We start from the raw sequence: 13,185 nt of genomic DNA, 5'->3' as shown, positions 1-13,185 counted from the left end.
TTTGCTGTGAGTAAAGATGATCCGATTTTAACAACGATTCGTTTACAACCCTTGAGCTGACGCTGCCCATCTACCACTTCTATCATCTTGTCCTCAGACTCTTCTCTCAGAGATTAGCGTACGTAGTACACTTCCACATCACTATCATCATCGCCATCTTCATCATCTTCGTCATCGCCCAAAATACCGGCAAGACGTTGCTGACGACGCATCTCACGATACGCTTCTTTTGCAGCGATGGTTTGTTCACGTGTTTCAGCTTCAAGCTGATCACGGAATGCTTTCATTTCTGCTGCATATTCTTGATCTTCAGCTTCGCGTTCACGCTGCTCTTCGATCTGATCCATCAGGTAGTAAACCACGTCTTTGGTGCCTTCAGCAGTTAAGCCAGAAGTTTCAAAAACTGGGCCTTCCCACTGCAATTCTTCAAGAATATGGGTGCACCATTCTTCACGCGTTTCTTCAGCCAACTGATCGACTTTGTTCAGCACCAATACGATCGGCAGTTTTGAAAGCGTTGGGGAGAAGTTTTCTAACTCTTTCATAATTGCTTTGGCATTATGTGCCGGATCTGAGCCATCAATCGGTTGTACGTCAACGATGTGCAACAAGATACGGGTACGCGCCAAGTGCTTCAGGAAGCGAATCCCAAGACCTGCACCTTCAGATGCACCTTCGATCAGGCCCGGAATATCCGCCATCACGAATGAACGGTGACTGTCGGCATCGACCACACCCAGATTTGGCACCATGGTGGTAAATGGATAATCTGCAACTTTTGGTTTTGCCGCTGATACAGCACGAATGAAGGTGGATTTACCCGCATTTGGCATACCCAGCAAGCCGACATCTGCCAGAACTTTAAGTTCTAGACGGATTTCACGGAATTCGCCTTTTTGCCCATGCGTACACTTACGTGGTGAACGGTTGGTCGATGATTTAAAGTGTGTATTACCTAAACCACCATCACCGCCTGCTGCAACTTTCACGCGTTGACCGTCTTCGATCAAGTCGCCAATAATGTCACCAGACTCAACATCTACAATTGTTGTTCCTACCGGAACTTTTAATACGGTATCTTCACCGCCACGACCAGCACAGTTCGCCCCACGGCCATTTTTTGCTCGTTCTGCACGATATTTACGTGTATAACGATAATCAACTAGCGTACTGGTGTCGTCGTCAGCCTGAATATAAATGCTGCCGCCACGACCACCATCACCACCATCTGGACCACCAAATGGCACGAATTTTTCACGGCGAAAACTGGCTACGCCATTGCCACCGTCGCCAGCCTCTACGGTAATGACTGCTTCATCAACAAAGCGCATATTGCCAATCCTCTAAAAACTTTAAAACCCCATATTCTGCCATATTTTAAAGAATTTCTCGAATAGAATTATGCAGCAATCCCATAAATCTTAGTTAGTCGTTTTCTCACCGAGCCTATTTACTCTATCTAAGGCATAGATTTAGAAACAGAAGGCTTAAAAGATGGAAAAGAAGTGGTAGGAAATGAAGCGTTTTCGCCCTAGTACTATCCCCTATTCTGGAAATTCTTTTTGTGAATTTCTTGATGATTTTTAAAATAATTTATAGAGGAGTAAATTTTCAAAAACCCTATTCACAAGAAAATATTCTGATGCGGATACTTTTTAAAATCTGTATTTTATATAAACTAAGATAAGTCCAAATTTTGTATTTTCATAAACACTGCATTCCTACTATTTAATAACACTTTGTTTATGCTCTAAAATATCTGGCAGACTTTTTTCAATCCAGCCAATTAAATACATGATTTTTTCAGCCGCTTGTGAGCCAGTAATGGTCAATTGATATTCCACTTTTGGCGGTATCACCGGATAAACCGTTCTCAAAATAAAACCATCTTGCTCTAGCATTTTTAAAGTCTGGGAGAGCATTTTTTCACTTACCCCTTCAATCCTCTGTTTCAGTTCACTAAAGCGATGCACCCCTTCACTTAAGCAACGCAAAACCAAGACCGACCATTTATTGGCAAGGTGTTCCAATATTTCACGTGATGGACATTCAGTTGATAAAACCTGCCCCAGTAATGGGCTGATTGCATAATTTGTCATAACATTCTCACCATATTTTTTTTATTACTTACTCATTTTAATATACTTACTCTTTGTAAGTTATCAGATTAATATTTCACCAGCAAGCAGATTTCTTGATTCTTATTAGACTGGGAACAATCCGCTTTAAATAAAAAAACATAAAAAAAGAGCCTCAAATGAGACTCTTTTTTAGCTAAATACTAATTATGCATTAGTTTCAGCAGGAACTTTTGGATAGCTTACGCCGCCCATTTGTTCAGCAATACGCAATACTTGGCAGCTATAACCCACTTCGTTATCGTACCAAACATAAGCAGTTAAACGGTTACCTGAAGTGATAGTCGCCTGCGCGTCAAATACACCTGCAGTACGTGAACCGATAAAGTCAGAAGATACCACTTCAGTCGAGTTGGTATAACCGATTTGACCTTGCAGGCTAGAACCGATTGAAATCTGACGAATGTATTCATTCACTTCATCACGATCAACATCTTGACCTAAAGTCAGGTTAAGAATCGCAAGAGATACGTTTGGTGTAGGTACACGTACAGAGTTACCTGTCAATTTACCCTGAAGTGCTGGAAGCGCTTTCGCTACTGCTTTCGCTGCACCAGTTTCAGTAATGACCATATTCAATGTTGCAGCACGACCACGACGGTCAGCTTTATGGTAGTTATCGATCAAGTTCTGGTCGTTCGTGAACGAGTGAACTGTTTCAACATGACCATTCAACACTGTGTATTTGTCATGTAATACTTTCAGTGTAGGTGTAATTGCGTTAGTCGTACAGCTTGCAGCAGAGATGATTGTATCTTCATCAAGGATGTCCGCCTGGTTTACACCGTAAACCACGTTCTTCATGTCACCTTTACCAGGTGCAGTCAGAATCACACGAGCAGCGCCCGGGCATTTAAGGTGTTGAGCAAGACCTTCAGCATCACGCCATTTACCTGTGTTGTCGATCACAAGTGCATTGTTGATACCGTATGCAGTGTAATCTACTTCAGAAGGATTAGAAGCATAAATCACTTTGATGAAGTTACCGTTGGCAATGATTGCTTCGTTTTCTTCATCTACAGAAATTGTGCCTGCAAATGGACCGTGAATAGAGTCACGACGCAATAAAGATGCACGTTTTTCCAAATCACCATCCGATGATTTACGAACAACGATTGCTTTCAGGCTAAGACCACGACCCAGACCTGATTGACCAATCATCAAACGCGCCAGAATACGACCGATACGACCGAAACCATAAAGAACCACATCTTTATGTTCTACAGCAGCAGCATTGCCTTCGATCGATTTAACAGCGTCTGCAACAAATGCATCGATGTCGCCGCCTTTTTCTTTAAATTCAACAGCAAGTTTACCCAGATCAACTTCAGCAGAACCGATGTTTTCAACTTTCACCAATGCTTCAAGAATTGGGAAAGTATCAACTACAGAAAGTTCAACGTCCAGTACGCGAGTACGGCGGTGTGCTTTCAAAATCTGAATTACAGAACGGTTAATTAAAGAGCGACCATAAACTGTAGCTACAATATTTTTTTCACGATATAACTGGCCAACAAGGGCAATCATACGTTCCGCAAGTTCTTCACGGTTTTTCCAGCGACCTTGGTGTTCTGCATGGAGGGCAACAATAGTGTCTTTGCTCACAGATACGTCCTCTAATTAATTGTAAATCTAAGCATAAATTTCTAAACCCGATAATTGTAATGGAATTGGCCGCAAGTTTGAATCAAAAGCTCGTTGAGACGGGTAGTTTTTAACGTATATTCACTATAAATTTCAAAAATAGTTGTAATTAGCTGAATGATTTTGCATCCGAAAATTCTAAAGACCACTATTTTTCAGTACCTAGCACAAATTTGTTAAATGTTGTTTATTCAAACAAATCTAAAGTTCAAAGTTTAGCATCCCACCCTGTTCCGGCTGGATTCTACTCCCTGCTGAAAAGTTCATGTCCAGACTCATTGAAGCATTGAAGTTTTCTACATCGAAATCATCATAGGTTTCGGGCAAATGAATGAGCAAAGGTAAACGGGTCAGGCCATTGTCCCCAGAGGGAAAAGCATAGTGGCGATCAACCTGCTGTAAATGCTGCAAACTTTCAAATTCCAGAAATACGCTACAGTTTTCATGTGTTCTTGACACCTGAATAATTTCCAGAAACATACTGCGCTTTAACTGCTGTAATTGGTTGAGCGCGTTTTGAATCGCCTCATCGAAATTATTCTTACGCCATAACTTTTTAAATACGGATTTTTTCTCTTCATCCGCTTTTTGCCGCTGCAGTGTATTGATATATTTTTTCAGATCCCGGTATTGCTGTACATTTTCAGAAATCGTATTTTGAATATCCAGAACAGCCTGCTGTGAACGCTGATGCATGACTTGCCATTCATTGCGGTGTGTAGGAATAAAGGTTTCCGCTTTACGCTTTTCCAGTAAACGGATAAAAGCCAGCAGTTTATATTCAAAATTCTGGATGTACTGATTAAACATGAAACCCGGCTGGGACTTGAAATCGCGGTAATAGGCCAGAATTTCTGTAAATATTTTATGGACATGCAGATACAGATAATCAAACTCTTCAATATGCGATAAATGATCACGAATGGCATCCCGCATCGGCAAAAGCAATTCACGCGTCATAATTTCTTCAAACTGTTTCAGGTGACGTTGTGCCACCACATCGGCATTTTTCTCTACGACTTGAATGGGCTCAACCAGTAAAGGTAATAACTTCTGTTCAGACACCTGTTCCAGCGTATGCACAATGTCGATTACATCCAAATGAATCTGACTCTGTAAAGTCACCATCCGCTGCATCTGTGATTTCAGGGTTTCTACCACCTCTTCATCCATGTCATCCTGCAGGTCCAGAATCAGGATATTCAGATAGACCTGATCTTCAAGTGCACCTTTTTCTTCAATCAGGAAACGACGAATAGAATACGGGTTTTGCTGCACATCCATCACCGGCGCAACGATAAATAGAAATTGCGAGGTACGGACAATATCAAAATGACGAATCTGCTGCTCTTTAATCAGGAAATAACGGAAAAGTGGATGCGTCATTTCTGCAGTCTGTTTTTTTAATAGCGGTTTATACCAATAACCCAACAATTGCTGCTTGATAAAAACTTCAATAATAAAGCATTTAATTTGCTGTTCGGTAAGCTGACGCACCCCTTCAGCCGGCTGTAAGCGAAGACCACGAATAATTTCAGCAGCATTTAATAAAAAAGTACGGCGCAGTTCCAGCTTTTCACGCTGCATCTGAAAATTTTCATTGACGTCAATTTTATCGATTTGTTCAAGTACGTTTTCTAAGTAGTCCGCGATTTGCAAGCTATCATTCAAACCCTGCAAACTTCTCAGTGACAGGCCAAAGGTACTGGCATAGTAACGCATCCGGTCATTGAGAAATTTTTGGCTGAGACGTTCTACTGAATGTTGAGACTGATAGCGGTATTGATCCATTTCCTGATCCCAAAAAATTTTCTTGGGCTTTAAAATCTGAAAATCAATACTTTTTTTTAATTCTGGTGAAACTTCTGCCAGAACAGTACGAAGCTCTCGCTCCCAATTTAAATCCAGACTTGGTTCCAGTTGTGATAAACGTGCACGTAACTGATATGGAATCGCGATCTGTGACATGTTTATCCCCTTAAGATATAGAAAACATTCTTTTAAACAAAATGGTAGACGATTTTGAAAATAATCAGGTCAATATTGTCTGACGAATATAATGCTTATGCAAACCACATTATTCATTATTTTTTCTGATTTTTTCTAGCTGTGCGGCTTTATTTGCCAGCTCATATTTCTTCAGCTGCTGCTGTTTTAAATGCAATATTCCTTCCACAACCAGCAATAAAACAGCTAGCCAGATTGGAATGTAGGTCAACCATTCATCTGATTCCAGGCGCTCACCGAGTGCCATTGAGGCAAAAGCGAGCAGTACCGGCTCCAGATAACTCAACAGTCCAAAAATGACAAAGGGCAAATATCGGCTGGCCAAGATATAGCTGCCTAAACCGAGCGCACTTAAAAAGCCTAATCCAAGAACTGCCAGGATCAAGTGGGAATGATTCAACATGAGCGGCATGGAATCGCTATAGATAAAGCCCAAATAAAATGCCACAGGCAAAATTAGAAATAGATCCCACCAGAACCCACCAAGATGATCGGTCGCGAATTTACGCCGCATAAAGAAATAAAGTGGATATGCTAAAGCGACATAGACCGTTTCCCATGCGATTGAACCGATCCGCCAGATTTCATGTCCTACTCCCAACACTGCCAGAGCAACAGCAACCATCTGGAAGGATGACAATTTTTCTTTATAGAGCACACAACCGACCAACACCATCACCAGAGGCATGAGAAAATAACCGAGCGAGACCTCGAGGCCACGCCCATTGATAGGTCCCCATAGAAATAACCACAATTGCGTGGTACACAGCAGTGAACTGATCAGCAACCAGATCAAAAACGAAGGCTGTTGCAACACTTGTTTAAAGATACTGCTAATATGTTTCAGATCACCCGACCAATACATAAAGGCTGTGAGGAATGGTAAGGTCGCCAGCATGCGCCACGCAAAGGTCTGTTCACTGTCTAAAGGCTGTAAAAAAGGCGTAAATATATAGAGCACTCCAAAAACCACGGAGGCCAATACAGATAACGCAATGCCTTTATACATAGTCAAACTCTACTTTCATTCGCCGGCATTATAACGATTAGTACAATAGAAAGCTTGATGCTTCATCTATTTAAAATGTAGTTATCTCTCGATTTTAGATTGTCTTTCGACACATAAAATAAAAAACCATGCCGTAGCATGGTTTCCATTAAGAAGATATTTTTATCTTTGAGTTTGTTTGGTATAAATCACATCACTCAGGTCATAACCGACAGACTGTGCATATTGCAAATATTCATTCACTACATTTTTATCCAGTTGTGGATTACGTGAAAGTATCCACATATATTTGCGTTTAGGCTCACCGACCAGAACAGTTTGATAATTTTCATCCAGTTTTAAGACCCAATAATCGCCACGAGCGACCGGAATCCAGCGAATAAAGTCTGGCAAGAAACTGACTTTTAATTTGGTATTCTGCGGTGAATTTTGCACAAATGCCTCGCCCAATGACTCGGTTTGTCCACCATCTTTTTTAATGCAGCGGTTATCTACCACAATATTGCCATTTTCATTTAAAGTATAAGTCGCTGTGACATCACGATCACACTTATTTTGAAAATACAGAGGCTTGCGTGCTACTTCGTACCATGTTCCCAAATAACGGTCCAGTTCAACTTTCTCAATGGTCGGTAATGGCTCGTCTTTCGCATAAGCCATAGTAGCGGCGCCCAAACCGAGAAGAACCGCGCTACCCACCGCAATTTTTGCCAGCTTTAATCCGGTACGTGAAGATTTTTGAGTTGTCATAAAGATACCTATTGCATGTTCACAAAATATTTATTTAAAAAAATTCTGTTCATACAATAGCTTTATCACAGCCCTTAATTTGTTACATTATGTTTGCTTTGTGATTGATTTTACGTCATTTAAATAAGATTTAATGCAACAACAATCAATCAAACATCTGGGCTTTTAAACGCACAATTTCATCACGCATACGCGCAGCCTGCTCAAACTGCAGCTCTTTGGAAGCTTTCAACATTTCTTTTTCAAGCTTGTTAATGTGTTTCGCAAACATTTTCGGATCTGCCATGATATGTCGTTCATCCGCACTGATCGCACGTGCCTGATTTGATACTTTCAATTCAATTGAATCATCATCCAATACTTCACCAGTATCAATTTCCTTGATCACCTGACGCACTGCACTACGCGGGGTAATGCCATGCTCTTCATTAAACTGAATCTGCTTGGCACGACGACGATCCGTCTCATCAATGGCTTTCTGCATCGAATCAGTGATTCGGTCTGCATACAGAATCGCCTTACCTTTCAGGTTACGCGCAGCGCGGCCAATGGTCTGAATGAGAGAGCGCTCAGAACGCAGGAAACCTTCTTTATCCGCATCCAGAATAGCAACCAGCGACACTTCAGGCATATCCAGCCCTTCACGCAACAGGTTAATCCCGACCAGTACATCATGCACCCCAGTACGCAATTCATGAATGATCTTGACACGTTCAACAGTATCGATATCCGAGTGTAAATAAGCGACCTTAATACCGTATTCTTTCAAATAAGAGGTTAAGTCTTCAGCCATGCGTTTGGTCAAAGTGGTCACGAGCACCCGCTCATTAATATCTTTACGCAAATTAATTTCTGAAAGCACATCATCGACCTGTGTCAGAACTGGACGAATTTCAATTTCAGGATCGATCAGACCGGTTGGACGTACCACTTGCTCGACAATCTGCTGGGATTTTTCCAGCTCATAACGTGCGGGCGTTGCGCTGACATAAACAGTCGTCGGCACAATACGTTCCCATTCCTCAAATTTCATCGGCCGGTTATCCAGCGCGCTTGGCAAACGGAATCCGTAATTGACCAGATTTTCCTTACGCGAACGGTCGCCCTTGTACATGGCGCCAATCTGCGGCACCGTCACATGCGACTCATCAATAATCAGCAAGGCATCATCAGGAATATAATCGAACAAGGTCGGTGGCGCTTCACCCGCAGGACGGCCAGATAAATGCCGAGAATAGTTTTCAATGCCGTTGGTATAACCCAACTGCTGCATCATTTCCAGATCATAGCGTGTGCGCTGCTCGATGCGCTGTGCTTCCAGCAGTTTGTCATTTTCCCGGAAGAACACCAGACGCTCTTTAAGTTCGTCTCGGATGGTTTCAATGGCACGGGATAAATTGTCTTTCGGTGTAACATAGTGGCTTTTAGGATAAATAGTCACGCGAGGTACTTTACGAACCATTTTCCCAGTCAGCGGGTCAAACCAGCGAATAGAGTCGACTTCATCATCAAACAGCTCAATCCGGATGGCATCCTGATCCGATTCAGCCGGGAAAATATCAATAATTTCACCGCGAATACGATAAGTACCGCGCAGGAATTCCAGTTCGTTACGCGAGTACTGCATCTCGACCAGACGGCGAATAATGTCATCACGACCGATACGATCGCCTTCTACCACATGCAGCAACATGCTCATATAGGCATTCGGATCACCCAGACCATAAATCGCAGACACCGAAGCCACAATAATCGCATCACGACGTTCTAATAATGATCGGGTCGCGGAAAGACGCATCTGGTCAATATGGTCATTAATTGCGGCATCTTTCTCAATAAAAGTATCTGAAGATGGCACATAGGCTTCCGGCTGATAATAATCATAATAGCTAACAAAATACTCGACAGCGTTATTGGGGAAAAATGCCTTAAATTCGCCATAAAGCTGTGCCGCCAAGGTTTTGTTATGTGCCATGACAATAGTGGGACGCTGGGTCTGAGCAATGACATTGGCTATGGTATAGGTTTTACCCGAGCCGGTAACCCCCAGTAAAAGCTGATCATGAAAGCCCTGTTCAATACCTTTGACCAGCTTTTCAATGGCCTGTGGCTGATCACCTGCGGGTTGATAACTGGTTACTAATTCAAAGGGTTGCTTATCAGTCACAGGTAGATGTCTCAACTCGGATGCGGATCAGGAATTTTAGCAGATTTCAGACTTTCTGGAGCAGATTCCACAGCCGAAATACCGAAATCCAACAGATGCTGACAGTCGTGAAATATATTGAGAATTCTCATATTTAGTGAGTCTGGCAACATTCTTCTCTTACCTGCTTTAGTGAGTCTGGCAACATTCTTCTCTTACCTGCTTTGTACTTGACCCCAACCAAGATCAAAGGCAACATGAAGATCAGGATGGCTTAGAATAGACAATTATGACTTACCACTATCACGATGAAAGTATTGTTAAATCCCTTCCGGAAAATACGGTTTTTGTATTTGGAAGTAATCTGGCGGGACAGCATGGTGCAGGCGCAGCAAGAACGGCACTTGAGCACTTTGGTGCAGTGATGGGGGTTGGTCGTGGCTGGGCGGGTCAGAGCTATGCCATTCCCACCATGAACGAGCATTTGCAACAAATGCCGCTGTCACAAATTCAGCACTATATTGATGACTTCAAGATTTACACCAAGAACCATGCTAAAAATAAATATTTTATTACATCTTTAGGCTGTGGGATCGCAGGCTATAAGGTCGAGGAAATTGCCCCGATGTTTAAAGGCATCTCACGTAATGTGATTTTCCCGCAATCTTTCCGCCCTTTTGTGGAAAAACCTCTACCCAAATTAACAGCAAATTTCGTACATACCATATTTCGCGATTCGGTCATTTTAACTCCAGCCAGCGATGAGCTCATTGAAGAGCTACCATTAACCGAAAATGAAAAAAGCTTGGCGAGAATTATTTTAAATACCCAGATCTATCCGACCGATAGTAATGGACGGGAACGTGTCTTTGAAATTGAAGATATTCTGCACAACCTAAATACCAAGCTGGTCGATTTTCAGAGCCATTCAGAAGGTGCTATGTTGTTTGGAGGCGTGATTTTAGCGCTACTGGAACTTTATAATATTAACGAGAAAGATTTTATTGATGTCTGGCAAGGTGAGCGAGAAATCGCGCCACCGAAACCGGAAAATAAAGCCCGTAAAAGCATTCGTTAAGCGGCCACAGTACTTTTTTAAAAAAGCCAATCTCTGAATTGGCTTTTTTTGTGGCTGACTAAAATATTGAATATGAAATCAATCAGGTCTGGATTTAATTTTGATTGGTATTTAGAGAGCTTCAATATTTCGTTTGCTTAATTAAGAATAAAATTGAAAAAGATTTGGATAAATTAGAGTACCATTTTCTATTTGCTCGAAAAATAAATCAAATATTGCTCACCAACTCCCTAAGAACTTCCATAAAAAAGCCATGATTTATCATAGCTTTTTGAGTCTAATCAATTAGCGTTTACCCATTGAACGACGAGTACCACGTGGTGGCATCCAGGTACGGTCAGCATAACGCTGAGGTCTTGGTCTTAAATCTTCCAGAACTTCTTCTGCAGCATTTTGCTCTGCTTGCTTGATCGGGAAAGGTAAATTAACCAAGGGCTTTTTTTTGGGAGGGGTTTGGGTGCTCATGTGATTCACTCAATAATATATGCAGCTATTGTACAAAAAAACTCAGTCGACTGGGTAGCAGGATCTTGGATAAATTCATATGTATTTGTTTTGAAAAATAAAAAATTATCCCATGATGGTAAATACTTGAAGCAATGCAGCCTAAAATTTACCTAAATTCTCATCTATATCTTTAATGATAAAAATTCATACGATTGAAATTTTAACGCTCTCAAGAGCAAGGTTTCTTCATTTTTATACTTAAGCTATTAAGGTAAAAGTAATTATTTTTACATACTATTCACTCCTTAAAACTCAAGAGATATACGCAAAAAATATACAGAAGTTACCAATCTCAACTATCGATTAACTTTTGACCTGTTGTTCTATAACTGAATTTTTTAATGTAATTCACATAATTAGTTAACTAGAAAAACAAATAAACAAACTGGACATGGAGTTCCAAATCAATGAAAACATTGCTGGCATGTATGGCAGGCCTAGCCACTTTACCTATGGTCGCGCATGCAGATTCCCCTTATTTTAGCTTACAAGATGGAAATGGCTTTAAGCGTTTCTCGGTATCAGTTGGTGCATTACATGTAATGCCGCAAGGTAAAGCCCAACCATTTAAAGTGAATACTGCTGTCAAGGAAGGTGAAACATCACAAGTGGGTGATATCTCAATTGACTCTGTGAAAAATAATCTTGATCCAGACATGGACCCAAACCTTTCCTCTGTTTTTGTTAATATTCTGGATGGACTCAACATAAAAACACTGTCAGAAAACCTCAGTGGAAGTGCTGAAATCTATGGACTGGAAAGCTGGAATAATCCTGGTACTGGCCTGGAAGCGGATGATGTCACTACTTTAGGCATCATGACCAATTACTATTTTACCGATAATATTTCTTTTGAAATGAAAGCTGGTATTCCACCCAAAGTCGATCTGCAAGGCAGTGGTAAAATTTATGCCCCTTTCTCTGCGCTTGCGACTCCAAGTCTTGATTTGATTCCACAAATTTCAGGTGGAATTGATTTACCTGGCATTGAATTGAAGAATGATATTCTCATTACTGATCTGGAAGCCTATGGTCCAGCGGCTTCTGCCCGCGCTTGGACACCTGCCTTTGAATTCCAGTATCACTTTGGTAAAACCGGGGTCAATAAATTCCGGCCTCATGTCGGTTTAGGTGTGATGTATGCCTATTTCAATGAACTGGAAATTAACTCACGTACCGAGCAGGACCTGATTGCTGCAGGACATATGATTGCCAATATCAAGGAAGGAAAAGCTGGTGCTTCTCTGGATGGCACGCCAAGTTCAGCCAACCCGAAAGTTGATCTGGAAGCATCCGATGCTTTCGCGCCTGTGGCCACGGTCGGCTTTAGCTATGACTTTAATGACACCTGGTTTGCTGTAGGTTCAGTATCTTATGCACATCTGAAAAATGACACAATAATTACGGTGACAGATGCAAATTTAGGTGAACTTATTCGCTCTAAAGCCGATATTGAAGTCAATCCGATTCTGGCCTATGCCGGTATTGGGATGCGTTTCTAAGCTCAATATCCGATTTTTAATTAAAACGGCTTCGGCCGTGAAATTTAAATATGTTTTATTTGATAGCTGGTATAGTTCAAAAGAAACATTCGATTTGATTCGCAAGAAAAGGAAGCATTTTATTAGTGCATTAAAGAGTAATCGGCTGATCGCATTAAGTGAAAAAGATAAAAGAAATGGTCGTTTCCAGCAAGTAAGAGAAATTGGCTTAAAAGATGGTGAAATTGTACGTGGTTGGCTCAAAGGATATTCTCATGAAGTCCTCATTTGTCGCCAAGTTTTTACAAACAAAGATGGAAGTACAGGCTCATTGGATCTAGTTTGCAGTGATTTGTCTTTAGATGGAAACGATATTAGCCGTATTTATCAAAAACGATGGAATATCGAGGTTTATCATAAGTCAC

The 13,185-nt window shown here is 41.3% G+C and carries 12 protein-coding genes; 3 read left to right on the top strand and 9 right to left on the bottom strand.

The genetic code is table 11. The features are described 5' to 3' along the window. The 8 genes from WAK81_RS08400 to uvrB all read right to left on the bottom strand — a co-directional run. On the bottom strand, positions 1-86 hold an 86-nt coding region (locus tag WAK81_RS08400; protein ID WP_422196452.1), incomplete at its 3' end, for a hypothetical protein. A gap of 27 nt (positions 87-113) precedes the next feature. Then, the gene (cgtA, locus tag WAK81_RS08395) at positions 114-1,331 is read right to left on the bottom strand and encodes an Obg family GTPase CgtA (RefSeq protein WP_004646519.1); all 1,218 of its coding nucleotides are present in this window, start codon (positions 1,329-1,331) and stop codon (positions 114-116) included. 393 nt (positions 1,332-1,724) lie between these two features. Next, complete coding sequence (locus WAK81_RS08390; RefSeq protein WP_422196451.1) at positions 1,725-2,099, bottom strand: winged helix-turn-helix transcriptional regulator; 375 nt, start codon at positions 2,097-2,099, stop codon at positions 1,725-1,727. A gap of 186 nt (positions 2,100-2,285) precedes the next feature. After that, positions 2,286-3,743, bottom strand: a complete 1,458-nt coding sequence (locus WAK81_RS08385) for a glyceraldehyde-3-phosphate dehydrogenase (RefSeq protein ID WP_004279679.1) — start codon at positions 3,741-3,743, stop codon at positions 2,286-2,288. A gap of 240 nt (positions 3,744-3,983) precedes the next feature. Continuing rightward, the gene (locus WAK81_RS08380; protein WP_422196450.1) at positions 3,984-5,750 is read right to left on the bottom strand and encodes a hypothetical protein; all 1,767 of its coding nucleotides are present in this window, start codon (positions 5,748-5,750) and stop codon (positions 3,984-3,986) included. A 109-nt stretch (positions 5,751-5,859) separates the two neighbouring features. Further along, positions 5,860-6,798 (bottom strand): EamA family transporter RarD, encoded by a 939-nt coding sequence (rarD, locus tag WAK81_RS08375; protein ID WP_422196449.1) that lies wholly within the window; start codon positions 6,796-6,798, stop codon positions 5,860-5,862. Between the two features lie 162 nt (positions 6,799-6,960). Further along, complete coding sequence (locus tag WAK81_RS08370; protein ID WP_422196448.1) at positions 6,961-7,548, bottom strand: lipocalin family protein; 588 nt, start codon at positions 7,546-7,548, stop codon at positions 6,961-6,963. Positions 7,549-7,693: 145 nt separating this feature from the next. Further along, a complete protein-coding gene (gene uvrB, locus WAK81_RS08365) occupies positions 7,694-9,715 on the bottom strand; it encodes an excinuclease ABC subunit UvrB (RefSeq protein WP_422196447.1) in 2,022 nt (673 codons plus the stop codon). Positions 9,716-9,983: 268 nt separating this feature from the next. Between uvrB and WAK81_RS08360 the strand changes: the two genes are divergently transcribed. Then, the gene (locus WAK81_RS08360; RefSeq protein WP_422196446.1) at positions 9,984-10,772 is read left to right on the top strand and encodes a hypothetical protein; all 789 of its coding nucleotides are present in this window, start codon (positions 9,984-9,986) and stop codon (positions 10,770-10,772) included. 285 nt (positions 10,773-11,057) lie between these two features. Here the strand turns inward: WAK81_RS08360 and WAK81_RS08355 are convergent, their stop codons facing one another. After that, positions 11,058-11,237, bottom strand: coding sequence for a hypothetical protein (locus WAK81_RS08355; RefSeq protein ID WP_004646507.1), 180 nt, complete (start codon positions 11,235-11,237; stop codon positions 11,058-11,060). A gap of 449 nt (positions 11,238-11,686) precedes the next feature. Between WAK81_RS08355 and WAK81_RS08350 the strand changes: the two genes are divergently transcribed. Then, positions 11,687-12,781: an OmpW/AlkL family protein gene (locus WAK81_RS08350; protein ID WP_422196445.1), complete on the top strand. Its 1,095-nt coding sequence runs from the start codon at positions 11,687-11,689 to the stop codon at positions 12,779-12,781. A 37-nt stretch (positions 12,782-12,818) separates the two neighbouring features. Beyond that, positions 12,819-13,185: transposase (locus WAK81_RS08345; protein ID WP_422196444.1), on the top strand; the 367-nt coding region annotated here is incomplete at its 3' end.

The sequence above is a fragment of the Acinetobacter sp. genome (assembly GCF_049284435.1).
Classification (GTDB): domain Bacteria; phylum Pseudomonadota; class Gammaproteobacteria; order Pseudomonadales; family Moraxellaceae; genus Acinetobacter.
This window is presented reverse-complemented; position numbering and strand designations above follow the sequence as displayed.